The following is a 17,120-nucleotide window of genomic DNA, read 5'->3' as shown; positions in this document are numbered from 1 at the left end:
CCCGTCTCTCCGTCGCCCGGACACTGGACCGCTGCACGGCCCTCGGGCCCGGCAGCCGCGCGGTGATCTGGGTCCAGGGGTGTCCGCTGCGCTGCCCGGGCTGCGTGGCCGCGGAGACCCTGCCGTTCGAGGGCGGGACCAGCCGGTCCGTCGCCGAACTCGCCGACTGGCTCTGCGGATTGGACGGCATCGAGGGCGTCACGTTCTCCGGCGGGGAGCCGTTCGGCCAGGCCCGGGCGCTCGTCGAACTGCTCGACGCGGTACGGGAGCGGCGCGCGGACTTCGGCGCGATGGCCTACTCCGGCTTCCGCCACGAGGCACTGCGGCGCGGCGGCCCGGACCGGCGCGCCCTGCTGGACCGGCTGGACCTGCTGGTCGACGGCCCCTATCTGGCGGCGCGGCACGGCAGCCTGCGCTGGCGCGGCTCGGACAACCAGCGGCTGATCCCGCTCACCGACCGCTACCGGCAGGTGCTGGCCGAGCCGGACACGACCGCCGGGATCGAACTGTCCGTGGAGGTGGACGGATCGTTCTCCTGGGCCGGGGTGCCGCCGGAGCCCGGCTTCCGGGAACGGCTCGAGGAACAGCTCGCGGCGCGGGGGTTCGTGCTGCACACCGAGGCACGGAGGGAACGATGAGCGGATCACCGAAGTACAGCAGCGTCCGCGTCGGCGCGCGGTACGCCGAACGGGAGGCGGCGGAGCGCCGGCGCCGGGCCGAGGAACGGCGGGCCAGGGAGCGCCGGCGGGCCGCCGAGCGCGCCCGGGCGGCCCAGGCGGCGGCCGCCCGCCGGGAGCGGGCCCGCGCCGAGGCGCAGCGGCGCCGCGACGAAGTCGCCCGTAGGGAAGCCGAGTTGGCGGCCCGGCGGCGCGCCGACCAGGAAGCGGGTGTGGCCCGGGCGCGGGCGGACCAGCTCGGGGTGGACGAGCGGGGCCTCGACGAGGTGCGGGAGCTGATCGCGTCGGCCCGGCGCTCCGGGCACCGGGCCGAGACCGACGCCCTGGAGCGGCGGTTGGCGGAGCTGCGGGAGCGGGCCGGCCGCGGGGAGCCGCTCGGGGACGCGGTGGAGGAACTGCGGGGCCGGGTCGTGAGCCTGCGCCCGGCGGCGACCGGAAGCCGTACGGACGACCCCGCCGTCGTCCTGGCCGAACTGGAGCACCGGCTGTCCGTCGTCGCCGGCCCGGACGGCGCCGCCCTCGACGCGGAGGGACACCGTCGCTGCACCGACCTGCTCGACCGGTTGCGCGCGGCCGCCGGCCAGGGCGGGCAGGTCCGCTTCGAGGCCCTGCTCGGCACCGTCGAACACGCCCTCGCCCGGCACGCGGCCACGGTGGGGGAGGCACGGGGGGCCGCCGAGCGGGAGAGCCGGGCGGCGCGGGAGCGGGAGGCGGCCGAGGCACGGGAGCGCGAGCGCGCGGAGGCGGCGCGGGCGGCCCTGGAATCGGCCCTCGCCGAGGCCGCCGAGCGGCTCGACGTCGTGCGCCCGGCGGCCGAGGGCGTGGCGGAGGCCGCCGCCGACCTCGGCGACCAGGACCTCGCCCACGAGATCGGGGACGCCGTGCGGGCCGTCGTCGAGGCGCTGACCGCGCGCTCGGCGGACGAGGCCCTCGACGCGGTCGCCGTCCTGGAGGGCAGGCTGCCCGACGCCGAGCGCCGGCTGGACGAGCTGGAGCTGGCCTACCAGCGGCGCCGGGACCTGGTGGCGGCGCTCCAGGACGCCATGACCGGCGAGGGCTTCGCCTTCGACGGCGGCGAGGACCAAGGGGGCAGCTTCCGGCTGCACTTCACCCGGCCGACCGGGGCGTCGTACGAGACGACCGTCGCCACCGACGACGACGGCGCGCCCGTCCTCGTCTACCACGTGGCCGGCGAGCCGGACGTGACCCTGTACGCGCCCCGGGACGAGGCGGTGTGCGACACCACCGAGGCGCTGCTGGAGCGGGTGCACGAGGCGCTGGGCGGCGACGACGGCTTCATCCCGGGCGAGCTCACCTGGGACGGCAAACCGCCGGGCCGGCGTGCCGAGCCGCTGCCCCGCGAGACCTACCGGACGTGGACGAACCCATGAGCACGGCCGACTTCACCAAGAGCGGGGACGGCACCGGACCCGTCACCGCCAACGGCATGATGCCCCTGTGGGCGGTCTCGCTCGGCTGGGAGCTGCGGCGCGGCCGGCAGGTGATCCTCAACGGGCAGATCCGGGACCGCTGGTGGTTCGAGGACCGGCCCGCCTCCTTCCAGCGGCTGGTCGCCGGGGTGCTGGAGGCGCGTGGCGCCGATGTGGTGGGCTGGTGGGACCCGGTGGCCGGGCTCACCTTCCCGCTGCCCGACCACGCCGAGCGCTTCGCCCGGCTGGCGGCGAACCCGCCCCGGGCGACCGCCGGGAACGGCGGCGAGGGCCTGCCCGCGGACGGTGACCGACGTGCCGGGCGGGGCGATGGGGACGAGCCCGCGCGTCAGCCGGCCGGCGGAGACGAACCGCGGCGACGGCCGGACGACGGGCAGCGTGCCGGGCGGGACGGCGCAGGCGCGGCCGGGGGCGACCGGTGGCGTGAGGGCGGGGACGCGTCCGCCGGTGACCGGCAACGCGCGTGGCGCGACGGCCGGGACGGGCCCGCGGGCGAACGGCGGCCCGCCGACGACCGTGCCCGGCGCGGTGCCGAACGCGGGCGGGACCGGTCGAGCCTGCTCTCCCCGCGCCCGGCCGGCCCCCCGCGCGCCTTCGAGGACGTGCTCGCCCTCGTGCACCGGATCGCCGCCTCGCCCGAGGCGGCCACGGCCTTCGTCTTCCAGGACGTCGACCACCATCTCCCGCCCGGGCAGCCCGAGTCGAGCCTCGGCTACCTCCGGCTGCGCGCCGCGATGACCGACGCCGTGACCCCGCACGCGAGCCCGGTGGGCCCCCGCCCGCACGCTCGCAACGCCGTCCTGTGCGCGGTGGGCGACGTGGGACGGCTGCCCGGCTGGTTCCACCAGGAGGACCCCCGGATCGCCACCCTGCACATCGGCCCCCCGGATCCCAGCGAGCGCCGGCTGTGGCTGTCCTGGCTGCGCGACGAGTTCAACGGCGCGCGGGACGCCACCCGCCAGGAGATCGAGGCCCTGGTCGGCGCGAGTGACGGCATGTCGGGCTGGGAGATCGAGGCCCTCGCCCGCACCTCGTGGCTGCGCGGCGCGCCCCTGCAACGCCCGGACAAGCTCCTCGAACTGCACCGGCTCAACGTGAGCGTCGACCCGTGGACCCAGCTGGACCGGGAGACCGTGGCCCGCGCGGCCGATGTGCTGGGGGCCCGCGTGGTCGGCCAGGCCAAGGCCGTCGACGCGGTGGCCGCCGCCCTCCAGGCCGCCTTCGTGGGCGTCGACTTCGGCGGTCTGGGCGGCGCCCGGCCCCGGGGCGCGTTCTTCTTCGTCGGCCCGACCGGCGTCGGCAAGACCGAACTGGCCAAGACCGTGGCGGAGTTGATGTTCGGCGACCAGAGCGCGTACGCCCGCTTCGACATGAGCGAGTACCAGCAGGAACACGCGGCCGAGCGGCTCGCCGGCGCGCCGCCCGGCTACATCGGCCACGAGCAGGGCGGCGAGCTGACCCGCCGGGTCCAGGAACGGCCGTTCAGCGTCCTGCTGTTCGACGAGATCGAGAAGGCGCACCCCCGGGTGCTGGACAAGTTCCTCCAGATCCTGGAGGACGGCCGGCTCACCGACGGCCGGGGGCAGACCGCCTACTTCTCCCAGTGCCTGATCATCTTCACCTCCAACACCGGTGCGGAGGCGGTCCAGGACCTGCTGGCCCGCAGCGGCGACGAAGTGCCGTACGCCGATCTGGAGGAGCACTTCACGTACGCCGTGGAGGAGAAGTTCCGCGCGATCGGCCGGCCGGAGATCTACGGCCGGCTCAAGCCGGGCGTGGTCGTCTTCGACATGCTGCGCCGCGAGCACGTCGTGAAGATCACCGACCGGCTGCTGGGCCAGCTCACCGAGTCCGTCCGCGAACGCCACCAGGTCGAACTGGTCGCCGACCAGGAGTCCCTGCACCCCTGGATCACCGGGCGGATGAGCGACCCGGAGCGCCAGGCGTACGGCGGCCGTCAGATCCGCAACGAACTGGAACCGCTGCGCACGGCCGTCGTCGCCCACTTCCTGGCCCGCCGCCCGGACCCGGGCAGCCGGCTCCGGCTCGGCGTCGGCGCCGACGGCACCCCATGGGTCAGGACCGAGGAAGGGAACGGCTGAACATGCTCGGCATCGCCAGCGGCCACCGCATCACCCGCGTGGGCCGCATCGGCCCGGACGGCCGGCCGACCATGACCGTGACGGACCACACCGAGGCGGACGCGGTCGCCGATCCCGCCACCGCGCTGGCCGCGGTCCTCGCCGACGCCGCCGGTGCGGAGGTGGTGCTCGGCCTGCCCGCGTCCGCCGGCCGCGAGGAAGAGGGCCGCCTGCGCGGCGCCGCCGAGGACGCGGGGCTCCGCGTCCGCGAGGTCCTCCCGGAACCCATCGCGGTGGCCCTGCACTACGGCGCGATCGACGAGGGCGTGAACCGCACGCTCCTGGTGGTGGACCAGGCCGCGGGCACGGTCGACCTGACGGTCCTCGCCATCGCCCCAAACCTGACGGCCCACATCGTCAGCACCCGCACGGAACGGGCCGACGACCACGCCCTCGCGGCGATCGCCCGGGAACTGGCCGAGTCGGAGCCGGACGCCGTGCTCCTGTCCGGCGCCCTGTACACGTCGCCCGCCCGCCGCGCGGACATCGAGGAACTGCCGGAGGCCCAGGGGCTGACCGTCCGCTGCACCGACCCCGAACTGGCCGTCGTGCACGGCCTGTTGCTCCGCAAGGACTTCGGTCTGCTCCGGGTGGCCGCCGGTCCGGCCCCGGCGCGGCCCGGGTTCCCGCCGCCCCTGGCGGACCCGGACCCGCAGCCCTGGCGGCCCCTCCCGGAAGACCCGGACCCCCGGGGCGAGCCGGTCCGGAAGAACCTCGGCGGGACCGGCTCCGCCGTGTCCGGGGCGTCGCGTCGGCAGGAGGACCCCGCGCGGGGCGAACGGACCGCCCCCGGCTTCCCCGACTCCCACGAGCCCGAACCCACACCGGAACCGGAACGGAAAACGGAACCAGAACCGGAACCGACGCCGGAACAGGACCTGGGACCGGACCAGGACCTGGGACCGGACCAGGGTTTGGGACCGGAAACCGAACCGGCCGCGCCCTTCGGCCCAGCGTCCGCCCCCGCCCTGCGCGCCGTCCCGGTGACCCAGCTCCAGTACCTCCGCCGGGACGACCACCTCCTCGTCCTGTGGGCCTGGCCCGACACCGCCCTCACCGCGCGCGTCCGCTGGCGCCGTGAGGACGCGACCGCGACGGGCGACGGCCCCCGCGAGGGCGACCTCACCTGCCGACGCCGTACCTACGAACACGACGGCGGCCTGGACCTCGCCCTCGGCCGGGGCGCGATCACGCTCACCGTCGAGGCCCTCGTCGCCGATCCCACCGTCGACACCGAGGGCGCCGCCTCGCTGCGGATTCCCGCCGAGCCCCCCGTCGTCGAGTACGAACCCGCCCTGCGCCGCCGGCTCACCGGCGCCCGCGTCGCGACCGTCACCCTCACCGCCCGGACCGGCTGCGACCTGCCCGCCCTCCGGATCGTCCACGGCCTCGGCCGCTACCGCCCCACCAGCACCGCCGAGGGCACGGTCGTGCACGAGATCCCCGCGCAGCGACTGCCCGCCGGGACCCCGCTCACCGTGGAATTCCCCTTCCCCGGTGCCAGAGGCCCCTCCTGGCTCGTCTGCTTCCCGGCGGGCGGCCCCGACACCGACCACGACCTTGACATCGACCTGCGCCCCACGGCGCTGCACCGGCTGCGAGTGACCTGAATGGCCAGACGACTCACCTGCCCCTACTGCTACGAGACCTTCGCCGCGCGCGAGATCCGCTTCCGCTGCAACAGCCGGCTCAGCCGCACCCGCAAGCAGTGCCAGCGCCGGCGCGACCCGGTCCTCGACGAACGCTTCGGCCGGCGCCCCAGCCACGACGTGGGCCCGGACTTCGCCGCCGACGGCCGCAGGTCCACGGCGGTGTGCCCGGACTGCGACAGCGAGACGACGTACCGGATCTGCCCCGTCTGCCACGTCGAACTGCCCCTGCAGTTCGGGATGGTGGACAACCGGCTGATCGCCATGGTGGGCGCGCGGTCCTCCGGCAAGACGATCTACATGACGGTGCTGCTGCACGAGATGCGCAACCAGGTCGGCGAGGCCTACGGCGCCTCCCTGATGGGCCTGGACGACACCACCATGCGCCGCTACAGCTCGGAGTACGAGGAACGGCTCTACCGCGACCGGCAGATGTTCCCGCCGACGCAGACCGCGACCACCAACGCCAACCGGGTGGAACCGCTGGTGTTCCGGTTCGGGCTGCGCCGCAAGAAGTGGTTCGCGGAGCGGCCGCAGCACAGCGTGCTGTCCTTCTTCGACACCGCGGGCGAGGACTTCAACAGCCGCGAGAGCGTGGAGCTGAACACCCGCTACCTGACCAACGCGGACGGCATCATCCTGCTGCTCGACCCGTTGCAGATGCCCGGCGCCCGGGACAACGCGGCACCCGGCACCGCCCTGCCCGGCATGGACGGCATCGATCCGCCGATCAATGTGCTGAGCCGGGTCAGCGGCATGCTGCTGGCCGCGCGGGGCGGCAAGGCGGCGAAGATAGACACCCCGATCGCGGTGGTCTTCTCCAAGATGGACGCCTTCTGGCACCTGATGGAGAACGGCAGCCCGCTGCGGTCGCACGCCCCCGCGCGCGGCCGCTTCGACGTCGGCGACAGCCTCGACGTCCACGAGGAGGTGCGCCAGCTGCTCAAGAAATGGGACGGTGTGCCCATCGACCAGGCCCTGGAGAACACCTTCGCCCGCTACCGCTACTTCGGGGTCTCCGCGCTGGGCCGCAGCGCCACGCCCGAGGCCCGCGTCGCCGACACCGGCATCCAGCCCTACCGGGTCGCCGACCCGCTGCTGTGGCTGCTCAGCGAGTTCGGCGCGGTGCCCAGGGCGGGCCGCGGATGACCGGTTTCCAGCAGCTGTACTACACCTCCTGCGAGCACGGCCTCAGCGGGTCCTCGGGGTTCCAGTTCAACGCGGTCAGCGAGCAGGTCTCGGCCGAGACCCGGCACCGGGTGGAGAGCCTGGCCGGATACGAACCACCCCGCTCCCTGGTCGAGTCGGACGCCCCCGAACAACTGGCCCGCTGCCCGGTGAACCTCTGCCACACCCCGGGCCGCGACGGCGGCGACACCACGCTCTGCGTGCGCTACGCCGGCCGGGACTCGGCGCGCCGCTTCGGCAACTACTTCGCCCACGCCCTGTACACCGAGGGCGAGTTCACCCCGGACAGCGGCGGACTGCTCCCGATCGAACTGTGGGACTCCCCGGTGTGGGCCGCGCGGGTGGCGGACACGACCGAGATCCCGGAGCTGACCGCGCCCCTGTCGCGCGGCCCGCTGACCCCCCGCTCGACGCAGGCATTCCTCCGCGCGCACCCGCACGCCGACCAGTTGCCCGCCCTGCTGTCGGCGGTGTTCACGGCACTCGCGGAGGACGGCTCGGTCGTGGTGATCGACGACACGACGGACCGGATCGCCCACTGGTTCGCCGCCGTCTCCTACCTCCTGCCGCCCCCGCTCGCCCGCACCCTCTCCTTCGCCACCTACCTGCTGCGCCCCGCCCGCAGCCGGCTGCACCTGATCGGCACGGTGCCCGAGGCACACCCCGTCTTCGGCCCCGACGACGAGGAGTCGTACACCGTCTTCGACTTCTCCGCGGGCCGCTTCCCCGAAGTGGTGCCCACCCACCATCTGATCCGGCTGCTGACCCGGATCGGGGTCGGCTCGGTCCGCTCGGTGTGGTCCTGGACCGCCGAGTACACCCACGGCCGGGAACGGACACCCGGCGACTGGCACCCCCCGGTCGCGGCGGCCACGGCCGCGGGCGGCATCGACCTGACCGACGCCGACGTCCGCGCGGTGCTCGACTGGCTGCCCGGCGCCGCCCACCTCGGGCCGCGCCGCGCCGCGGTGGCGGCGGACATCCACCACAAGCACCGCGACCTGGACGACGACCAGCTCGCGACGCTGAGCGCGGCGGCCGAGGCGGGCGGTGACACCGCGCTGCACCAGGAACTGGAGGGCAAGCTCCACCAGTCCCGCATCCGCGCCTACATGACCTGTGTGCCGGGCGCGCCGGGCCCGGTGCCGCTCACCCGTCCCGCCGAGCGGGAGCGCGCCACCGCCCTGTGGCAGCGGCTGCTGGGCGAGGCCGCGAACAGCCGTCAGCGGGTACGGCTGCTGCTGTGGGCGGTGGGCGCGGGGCTCACCCCGCCGCCGGAGCTGCTCGCCGCCCAGAGCCTGGAGCTGGCCCACGCCCTGCTCGGCACCTCCGGCGCGGGCACCGGCCTGCGCGAGGAGACCGGCCGACTCGCCCGCGTCCTCCCGGAGTTCCGGGCCGGGCTGGCCACGGCGGTGCACGAGGTACTGTCCGAACGGGGCGGCCAGGAGCAGCTGTTTTCCCAGTTCCCGGCCATGCTGCTCGGCGAAGGCGACCTCGGCGGGCGGCCCCGGCTCCTGGAGCACTACTGGCGGGCGCAGGCCGAGCGGGAGCCCGCCCGCACGGTCGACCTGCTGTTCCGCATCCTCGAGGTACGCGACCAGAGTTCACCGGACGCGGAGCTGCTGCGGGGACTGTGGCGGCAGCCGTCGCCGGCCTGGACGCACCGGGAGGCCACCGAGATCGCCCGCCGGCTGCCGGTGGACGGGCCGGTGGACGAGGCGGTGGGGGAGTGGTTCGACCGCGCGGTGAAACAGGAGGTCGACGGCGAACGGGCCCTGCGGGACTGCCTGGTGCTGTGCGACACCCTCGTCGCGCCCGGCCGCTACAGTCGGCTGCGGCCGGTCACCCGGGAGTGCGTGGACGTCACCCTCCGGCTGGACGCGGCCCTGCGCGAGGCCACCGAAGCCACCGAACTCGCCCGCGCCTTCCGCATCCCGCAGATCGACGCCTGGTCGGCACCCCGCGCCCTGAAACGCCACCGGCTGCTCCCCGTCCTGCTGCGGCTGCCCGCCGACCCGGCCCGGCTGCGCACGGAGATCGGACAGTTCGGCTTCTCCCTCGCGGACGGCTATCTGCGTGCCGTGCAGCGGGCCGCGACGACCTCCGGCCGCGTCGACGAGGTGCTGCTCAGCCATGTCACCGGGACGATCGCGGTCGACACCGAACGGGCCGCGCCGGCCCAGGCCCACCTGGAGATCGTCCAGACGCTGCGCGTGCACATCGCCCAGCACTGGCGGTCCGAGGACCTCGACCGCCTCGCCCGCGCGCTGCGCCCCTACGACACCCGCCTCGCCGACCGCTACCAGGAGTGCGCCGAGAACCGGCTGGGCCGGGTGAAGAAGTGGGGCCGCAAACTCACCCAGCGGCGGCCCCCGGACGACCCCCGACCGGAAGCGAGGTGAGCCCGAGGTGGCCGAAGTCCTGATCTTCGTCCTCGTCCCCCTGGCCTACCTGGCCCTGCTCCTGCTCTACCTGCCCCTCGTCCCGGTGATCGCGCTGCTGCGCGGGATCGCCCTGGTCAGCGAACTGCTCTGGCGCTACTGCCGGTTGCTCGACGGCGTGCTGCGCCGGCGCACCCCCGAGTTCGTGACCGTCCCGCCGTTCCGGGCCGCCGACGAACTGGCCCACCGCAACTACTTCTTCGGCCCCGCCACCCGCGACCTGCGCCAACTCCGCACCCTGGGCAGGCGGCTGTACGTCCGCACGGTCACCGACGCCTACCGCCAGGTGACCGCCCGCCAGTTCACCGCACCCACCGTGCACCGGGCCTTCTCGGTCCCGTACGGCCTGACCCTCTACCTGGGCCTCGGCCTCGGCGCCGGTGCCGCGGCGCCGCTGCTGGGCGCGCTGCTCGGTGCGCAGGCGCTCGGCGTGGCCCTGCTGACGGCCGGGGCCCGGCTGATCGCGCTCACCCTGCGGGCCGTCGACCGCGCCGGGATGCTGCTGCGCGGGCTGCCGAGGGGGATGCTGTGCCCGAGCTGCTTCGAACGCGTCCCCTATCCGGCGTACGACTGCCCGCGCCCGACCTGCCGTCGTCGCCATGCCGACATCCGCCCGGGCACCTTCGGCCTCTTCCGGCGCCGGTGCGCCTGCGGCGAGCGGATACCGACCCTGCTGATGCTGATGAGCAGGGACGCCCGGCTCGCCGGTCACTGCGTGCACGAACACTGCGGCAGGCCGATGAACCCGGACGCCGGGCACATGCCCGAGCTGATCCTGCCGCTGATCGGCGGCCGGGCCGCGGGCAAGACACAGCTGATGGCGGCGATGGTCAAGTCGCTGGAGAGCGCGGCGGAGAACGGCGGGCCGGCGATCCGGCTCGCGGACCCCGAGTCGAGCGCCAACCAGCGGGTGCTCAACGAGGTGCTGGAGATCCAGGGGCACACCCGCCCCACCCAGAAGACGCTGCCGCGCGCCCACTCGTTCGTGCGCGGCACCGGTCGCGCCGAGCGGCTGGTGCATGTCTTCGACACGGCCGGGGAACGGTTCGTCAGCCGGGAGGAGACCGACGCGCTGCGCTATATCCGCGAGGCCCGCACCTTCGTCTTCGTCCTGGACCCGATGGCCGTCGACGCGTTCTGGACCCGCCTCGACGCGGCGGGCCCGAAGGTGGACCGCACGCTGGCCTCGACGGTCGACCCGGAGGACGTGTTCTCGCGCTCGGTGCAGACGGTGCGCACCATGGGCACCCGTCTCGACAAGGCCCGGCTCGCCGTCGCCATCAGCAAGCGGGACCTGCTGGCCGGGCAGCCCACCCTGCTGCCCGCCCGCCCGGACGACAGCGACTCGGCCCGCACCTGGCTGTGCGAGGCGCTGGGGCTGCGGAACCTGGTGGAGACCATGGATCTGGAGTTCGGTGAGGTCCGGTACTTCTGCACGGCGGCGGTGGCGGACGGCGCGGGACGGGTGGACCCCAGCGTCGCGGCGTTCACCGAGTGGTGTCTGCGCGAGTGAGGAGCCCGGCTCCTGGCGCCGGGCCCGGTCAGCCGGACCAGGCCGCCTGGAGGTCGCGCAGCGCGGCCCGCCAGGCGGGGTCCGGCCACACCCCGGTGACGACGGCGAGCGGCACCGGCAGCGAGCGCGCCATCCACCGCTCGGCGTCGGCCAGGCACTGGCGTTCGTGCCGCTCCAGCCATGCGACGAGCTGCTTCAGGCCGACGACCGCCGGATCGTCCGCGAGCTTCGGCGGGACCGACTTCAGCAGCCGCCCGGCGGTGTTGCGGCACACCACCTTCCCGCCGTCCAGGGCGACCTCGTAGCCGCCCGCCGACACCCACCCCATTCGTGCCTCCCCGCACCGCACTGATCAACTGGCGGGAACTCTAGGGGTGACCACTGACAGCGCCCTCCGGCGGGCGGAGGGCGCTGGGGAAAAGCGGTGGGCGGGGCCGGAGGGGTCAGTCCCGCTCCGACTCCTTCTCCTGCTTGCGGGCCTTGAGACGCGCCGCTTCCTTGCGGACCTCGGCCTGGGTGGCCTGTTCCTTCTCCAGCCACTCGGGCCGCTCCTGCTTGAGCGCCTCGATCTGCTCCGTGGTGAGCGGCTCGGTCACCCCGCCGCGCGCGAGGCCGGCGATGGACACACCGAGCTTCGCGGCGACCACCGGACGCGGGTGGGGGCCGTTGCGCCGCAGCTCGCTCAGCCACTCCGGCGGGTCGGCCTGGAGCTGGTTCAGCTCGGCGCGCGAGACCACGCCCTCCTGGAAGGAGGCGGGGGTGGCGGGGAGGTACACACCCAGCTTCTTCGCCGCGGTCGCGGGCTTCATCGTCTGGGTGCTCTGCTGCGACTTCATGAGGACAAGGGTATCGGCCAGGGATAGGCGGGCCGACCACAGCCGGTGGCCACCGCGTCCGGGGCTCTCGCCGGTGACCGGGGCGTCCGCGGACGCGGCCGCTGATCATCGCGCCCGCGGCCCCGGCGGGTGGCCGTCGTGCCCGTCCCGGCCGGTGACCACCGCACCCGCGCCCGGCCCGTGACCGCCGCTCCCGCCGCGGCCGGTAACCTGGCCTGGTGACAGGCTCGGAGGAATCACCGTCGTTCCGGCTCGCGTACGTCCCCGGAGTGACCCCCGCCAAGTGGGTCAAGGTCTGGCACGAACGCCTGCCGGACGTCCCGCTCACCCTCGTCCAGGCCCCCGCCGCCGAGGCGCCGGAGCTGCTGCGCGCGGGCGAGGCCGACGCGGGACTCGTCCGGCTGCCCGTGGATCGGGACTTCTTCAGCGCGATCCCCCTCTACACCGAGACCAGCGTGGTCGTCGTCCCCAAGGACCACCTGATCACGGCCGCCGACGAGGTCACCCTGGCCGACCTCGCCGACGAGGTGCTCTTCCACCCCCTGGACGACGTCTTCGACTGGGCCGCCCCGCCCGGCGAGCCCGCGTTCGAACGCCCCGCGACGACCGCGGACGCGATCGAGCTGGTGGCCGCGAACGTCGGTCTCCTGGTCGTCCCGCAGTCCTTGGCCCGGCTCCACCACCGCCGCGACCTCACGTACCGCCCGGTCGTGGACGCGCCCCGGTCCAGCGTCGTCCTGTCCTGGCCGGAGGAGGCCACCACCGACCTGGTGGAGGACTTCATCGGCATCGTCCGGGGGCGCACGGTCAACAGCACGCGCGGGCGTACGACCGCGGCGCGCGCGGGGGAGGGGCGTGCGGCGGACGGTCGTACGGCCAAGCCGGCGGGCAGGTCCCAGCCCGACAAGAAGCCCCGGCGCGCCGAGCAGGCGGGCGGCCGGCAGCAGCCCGCCGCCAAGTCGTCGGGCCGCGGTCGCCAGGCCCGCACGGGTGGGGCCAAGCCCGCCGCCAAGCGCGGCAGGCCGCGCCGCCGCTCGTAAGACGCTCCGAGGCCGCTCGTAGCGGACCCCGGGTTCTTTCCGGGGTTCTCACGCCGCCGGGTCGGGTTCCTCCTCCGGCCGGGTCGCGCTCGGCACCGGGCTCAGCGGCTCCGCCTGCCGTTCCCGCAGGTCGGCCACCGCGAGCGCCAGGGCGACGACGACGATGCCGACGGCCGTCAGCAGCCCCAGCTGGAGGGCGGTCGCGGGGCTGCCGTGGTTGGCAAGGTGGGCGAAGTACACGGCGCCGACGGCGGCGATCCCGGCGGCGGAGCCGATGCGCTGGGCCGTCACCAGCACCCCGCCCGCCGCCCCCGCGCGCCGCACCGGCACGCTCGCCAAGGTGAGCGTGGTGTTCGGGGAGATGGTGACGCCCGAGCCGAGGCCCGCGACCAGCAGCGGCAGCGCCGCCGCCCAGGCCACGCCCCGCCCCGGCACCAGCTGCACCGCCGCGATCGCCGTGAGCAGGCCCAGCGCGACCACGCCGAGCCCGGCGACCACCAGCTTGCGCCCGTGGCGCACGACCAGCCGGCCGCTCACGGCGGCGCCGATCGCCGAACCGCAGGCGAACGGCAGCGAGGAGAAGCCGGCCGCGAGCGCGCTGTAGCCGACGCCGTTCTGGAGGAACAGGGTGTAGACGAAGAACAGCGTGGTGAAGCCCGCGAAGTAGACCAGGTTCAGCAGCACGCCGAGCGAGAAGGACCGCTGGGCGAACAGCCGCAGGTCCAGCAGCGGCGCCCGCCCCCACCAGCCCTGCCAGCGTTCCCACGCCCAGAAACCCGCGAGCAGCACCGCGGCCACCGGCAGCAGCGCCCACTTCAGCCGGCCCGTCCACTGCTGCTCCTGCACCAGGGGCAGCATCAGCGCGAGCACCCCCGTGCCGAGGAGCAGCACCCCGGGCAGGTCCATGCCCTCACGCCGGCCCGGGGCCGGCGGGGTGCGCGGCAGCAGCCGCAGCGCCGCGCAGAAGGCGGCGACCCCGATCGGCAGATTGACGTAGAACACCCAGCGCCAGCCGTCGTCGGTGCCGAAGAGATGGATCAGCAGTCCGCCGGCGGGCGGGCCGATGGCCGTGGACAGCCCGACGACGCTGCCCAGCATCCCGAACGCGCGGGCCCGCTCGGTGCCCCGGAACATCTGCTGGATCAGTCCGGTGGTCTGCGGCGCCAGGATGCCCGAGGCCACGCCCTGCGACAGCCGGAAGAACACCAGCCAGCCGGCTCCGGAAGCCAGTCCGCAGGCCGCCGAGGCCAGCGTGAACAGGGCCAGTCCGAACAGGAAGACCGTGCGCCGCCCGCGCAGGTCCCCGAGCCGTCCGGCGGGCACGAGGGCGAGCCCGAAGGTGAGCGCGTACCCGGAGACGACCCAGGACAGGTCGGCCGTGTCGGCGCCCAGGCCACGTTCCATCGAGGGGAGGGCGACATTCACGATCGAGCTGTCGAGCAGCGTCATGAAGCCCGTCGTCAGACAGACCCAGAGCGCCTGCCAGCGCCGCTTGTCGGCGGTCGGCCCGGCCTTGTCCATGGTCATGGGGGCCACGCTAAGCAGCCGCGGGGCGTTGAGCGCGCAAGCGAGGAACGCCCGGCGCGTCGGTGTACGTCCGGATACCGGATCGTCTGTACGACTATGTCATCTGCGCCGTCTTCTGCAGCCAGGCGTACGCCGACCGGGCCGTGAACTCCGGCTGGCCGCCGCGCAGCAGCAGGTCCGCCGTGGCGAAGCCGGGCGCGTCGGCCTGGGCGGCGACATAGGGGATCGCGATGCAGCGCATGCCGGCCACGTGCGCGGCGACGGCGCCCGGAGCCGCGTCCTCCAGGACCACACAGTCGGCCGGATCGGCGCCGAGCCGCCGGGCGGCCTCCAGGAACACATCGGGCGCGGGCTTGCCGCGCGGCACGTCGGCGACCGAGACCACCACACGGACGAGGGCCCCCAGGCCGGTGCCCGCCAGGACCGCCGCCATGGCCTGCGGCGTGGAGCCCGAGGCCACCGCGGTCGGCACGCCGTCGGCCGCCAGCAGCTCCAGGAAGCCGCGCATCTCCGGGTAGACGCGGGTGTGGGCGCGGGCCAGCTCCAGATAGTGCCGGTCGGTCGCGTCCAGCAGGTCCTCCGCCGGGGCGCGCAGCCCGTGGCGCTCCCGCCAGAGCAGCGCCGTATCCCAGGTGCCGATGCCGACGTAAGCCTGGTGCTCCGCCCAGCCGTAGTCCGTGACGCCCTGCTCGGCCAGGACCCGGCGGCTCGCCTCGTAGTAGTTCGGTTCGCTGTCCACCAGCGTGCCGTCGAGATCGAAGGTGACCGCGAGTGCGCCGAGACCGCTCATGCGCTCCAGCATGCCGGGGTCAGGCGCGGGCGGCGCGGCCCACCGACTCCACCAGGGGGCCCAGCCGGTAGGGGACGCGCTCGCGCAGCGCCACCTCGGTGCGGGTGCGCACCACGCCGGGCAGGCTGATCAGTTTCTGGATGACGTCCTCCAGATGGGCGTTGTCCCGGCCCACCACCCGGGCGAGCAGATCGCCGCCGCCCGTGATCGAGAAGGCCTCCACGATCTCCGGCACCGCCGCCAGCGCGTCCCCGACGTCGTCGAGGTGGCCCTGGGTGACCTCGATGTGCACGAACGCCAGCACCGGGTGGTCCAGGGCGGCGGGGGACAGGGAGGGGCCGGTGCCCGTGATCACGCCGTCCCGCTCCATGCGGTCGAGGCGGGCCTGGAGCGTGCCGCGGGCGATGCCGAGGATGCGCGCGTACTCGCGCACGCTGGTGCGCGGCTGCTCCAGGAGCAACCGCAGGATGCGGGTGTCGAGTTCGTCCACGGCCATGATGTACGACTGTACCAATGGCCCAGTGCGCCACGAGCCACGCGCACCGCCCGACCTGGGCCGTTGGTTTTCCCTGGTGCCGACGACAACGGCCTGTGTTGAACCATTGGACCAGTGAATCGGACTTCACTTGAGCCACTGCGGTCGAGGATGCTGTTATAGACATGTCGATGGCGCTGCGGATGATCCGCGGCGCCTTTTGTGTGCCGGATTTCCTTTGTGTTCCTCGGGGAGGGCAGCAGTGCTGAAGAAGGTGTTCGTGGCTCCGGACCCGGGACGGGCGCGTCTGCGCTGGGCGTCGCGGGCCGTCCTCGGCATCGGGCTCGCCGTGGTGGTCTGTCTGCTGGCCGGGCAGTCCGTCGTCGGCGCGATCACCGGCGGTCTCGCCGCGCTGCTGGCCCTGTTCACCGTCACCGACGCCACCGTGCGCGGCCAGGCGGTCACCACCGCGCTGCTGCCCGTCGTGGGCCTGCCGGTGCTCGCCGGGGCGGCCGCGCTGCACCCGTACCCCCTCGCGCGGGACCTCGCCTTCCTGGCCGTCGTCGGTGCCGGCGTGTACGCCCGCCGCTGGGGGCCACGCGGCCACAGCCTGGGCGTGTTCGCGTTCATGATGTTCTTCGCGGCCCAGTTCCTGCACGCGACCCCCGACCGGCTGCCCGAGCTGTCGGCCGCCGTGCTGCTGTCCGTGCTCGCCGCCGCCGTGGTCCGCTTCGGGCTGTGGTGCTACGAGCGCGGGCAGCCCCCGGGCGCCCCCCGGCTCGCGCTCCCCGAGGCCGGCCGCGCGTCGGCACCCGGACCGGCGGACCATGCTGGAGGGGCGGCCTCCCCGGGTGCGGCCGCGGGCCCCCGCGGGCCCGCCCCCCGGGGGCGGCGGCCCCCTTGGCGCCCGGGGGCGCCCGCGCGCGCCCCCCCGACCCCGAACAGCCCGTCCCGCTGCGCCCCGAGCGCCAGAAGGACCGGCCGCCCGACCCCGCCCCCGCGCACACCGCCGGGGCCCACGACGTCCCCCCCCGCCCAGGACCCCGCCCTGGACGCCGGCCCCCCCCCCCCCCCCCCCCCCCCCCCCCCCAACCCCCCCCCCCCCCCCCCCCCCCGCCCCCGCCCGCCCCCCCCCCCCCCCGCCCCCCCCCCGCCCCCCCCCCCTCCCCCCCCCCCCCCCCCCCCCCGCCCCCCCCCCTCCCCCCCCCCCCCCCCCCCCCCCCCCCCGCCCCCCCCCCCCCCCCCCCCCCCCGCCCCCCCCCCCCCCCCCCCCCCCCGCCCCCACCCCCCCCCCCCCCCCCCCCCCCGCCCCCCCCCGCCCCCCCCCCCCCCCCCCCCCCTCCCCCCCCCCCCCCCCCCCCCCCCCCCCCCCCGCCCCCCCCCCCCCCCCCC

At 75.2% G+C, this 17,120-nt stretch carries 12 protein-coding genes and 2 pseudogenes; 9 read left to right on the top strand and 5 right to left on the bottom strand.

Features of this window, described 5'->3' with window-relative positions; genetic code table 11:
- The 7 genes from FRZ03_RS12865 to FRZ03_RS12835 all read left to right on the top strand — a co-directional run.
- Positions 1–638, top strand: a 638-nt coding sequence (locus FRZ03_RS12865) for a 4Fe-4S single cluster domain-containing protein (protein ID WP_146465294.1), incomplete at its 5' end; no start/stop codon positions are given.
- Positions 635–2,068: a coiled-coil domain-containing protein gene (locus FRZ03_RS12860; RefSeq protein ID WP_146465275.1), complete on the top strand. Its 1,434-nt coding sequence runs from the start codon at positions 635–637 to the stop codon at positions 2,066–2,068. The genes FRZ03_RS12865 and FRZ03_RS12860, both read left to right, overlap by 4 nt.
- Positions 2,065–4,230 carry an AAA family ATPase gene (locus FRZ03_RS12855; protein WP_146465274.1) on the top strand — a complete coding sequence of 722 codons (2,166 nt, stop codon included), beginning with the start codon at positions 2,065–2,067 and terminating at the stop codon, positions 4,228–4,230. The genes FRZ03_RS12860 and FRZ03_RS12855 overlap by 4 nt, the downstream gene beginning before the upstream one ends.
- A 2-nt stretch (positions 4,231–4,232) precedes the next feature.
- Positions 4,233–5,879 carry an Hsp70 family protein gene (locus tag FRZ03_RS12850; RefSeq protein WP_186785393.1) on the top strand — a complete coding sequence of 549 codons (1,647 nt, stop codon included), beginning with the start codon at positions 4,233–4,235 and terminating at the stop codon, positions 5,877–5,879.
- Positions 5,880–7,067 carry a TRAFAC clade GTPase domain-containing protein gene (locus FRZ03_RS12845; RefSeq protein ID WP_146465272.1) on the top strand — a complete coding sequence of 396 codons (1,188 nt, stop codon included), beginning with the start codon at positions 5,880–5,882 and terminating at the stop codon, positions 7,065–7,067.
- Positions 7,064–9,508: a GTPase-associated protein 1-related protein gene (locus tag FRZ03_RS12840; RefSeq protein WP_146465271.1), complete on the top strand. Its 2,445-nt coding sequence runs from the start codon at positions 7,064–7,066 to the stop codon at positions 9,506–9,508. The genes FRZ03_RS12845 and FRZ03_RS12840 overlap by 4 nt, the downstream gene beginning before the upstream one ends.
- A gap of 7 nt (positions 9,509–9,515) precedes the next feature.
- Entirely contained in the window at positions 9,516–11,060 is a 1,545-nt protein-coding gene (locus FRZ03_RS12835; protein ID WP_146465270.1) for a TRAFAC clade GTPase domain-containing protein, read from the top strand.
- Positions 11,061–11,109: 49 nt separating this feature from the next.
- Here the strand turns inward: FRZ03_RS12835 and FRZ03_RS12830 are convergent.
- Positions 11,110–11,388, bottom strand: a pseudogene (locus tag FRZ03_RS12830) (DUF4132 domain-containing protein); the annotation flags it as partial.
- A 115-nt stretch (positions 11,389–11,503) separates the two neighbouring features.
- A complete protein-coding gene (locus FRZ03_RS12825; protein WP_146465269.1) occupies positions 11,504–11,896 on the bottom strand; it encodes a DUF5997 family protein in 393 nt (130 codons plus the stop codon).
- A 218-nt stretch (positions 11,897–12,114) separates the two neighbouring features.
- Here FRZ03_RS12825 and FRZ03_RS12820 point away from each other — a divergent pair, with 218 nt between their 5' ends.
- Positions 12,115–12,936, top strand: coding sequence for a LysR family transcriptional regulator substrate-binding protein (locus FRZ03_RS12820; protein WP_186785392.1), 822 nt, complete (start codon positions 12,115–12,117; stop codon positions 12,934–12,936).
- Between the two features lie 48 nt (positions 12,937–12,984).
- On the opposite strand, the gene FRZ03_RS12815 is transcribed toward FRZ03_RS12820, so the two are convergent.
- The 3 genes from FRZ03_RS12815 to FRZ03_RS12805 form a co-directional block, all read right to left on the bottom strand.
- Positions 12,985–14,463: an MFS transporter gene (locus tag FRZ03_RS12815; RefSeq protein ID WP_146465268.1), complete on the bottom strand. Its 1,479-nt coding sequence runs from the start codon at positions 14,461–14,463 to the stop codon at positions 12,985–12,987.
- A gap of 94 nt (positions 14,464–14,557) precedes the next feature.
- Positions 14,558–15,253 carry an HAD family hydrolase gene (locus tag FRZ03_RS12810; RefSeq protein ID WP_146465267.1) on the bottom strand — a complete coding sequence of 232 codons (696 nt, stop codon included), beginning with the start codon at positions 15,251–15,253 and terminating at the stop codon, positions 14,558–14,560.
- Between the two features lie 19 nt (positions 15,254–15,272).
- Positions 15,273–15,749: an Lrp/AsnC family transcriptional regulator gene (locus FRZ03_RS12805; protein ID WP_074995994.1), complete on the bottom strand. Its 477-nt coding sequence runs from the start codon at positions 15,747–15,749 to the stop codon at positions 15,273–15,275.
- Between the two features lie 241 nt (positions 15,750–15,990).
- Here FRZ03_RS12805 and FRZ03_RS40255 point away from each other — a divergent pair.
- A pseudogene (locus FRZ03_RS40255) lies at positions 15,991–16,503 on the top strand (FUSC family protein); the annotation flags it as partial.
- Between the last annotated feature and the right edge of the window lie 617 nt (positions 16,504–17,120).

Origin of the sequence: Streptomyces misionensis (assembly GCF_007896895.1) — a bacterium.
Taxonomy (GTDB): Bacteria; Actinomycetota; Actinomycetes; order Streptomycetales; family Streptomycetaceae; genus Streptomyces; species Streptomyces misionensis_A.
The sequence above is the reverse complement of the archived record's forward strand: the minus strand, read 5'-3'. Positions and strand labels throughout refer to the sequence as shown.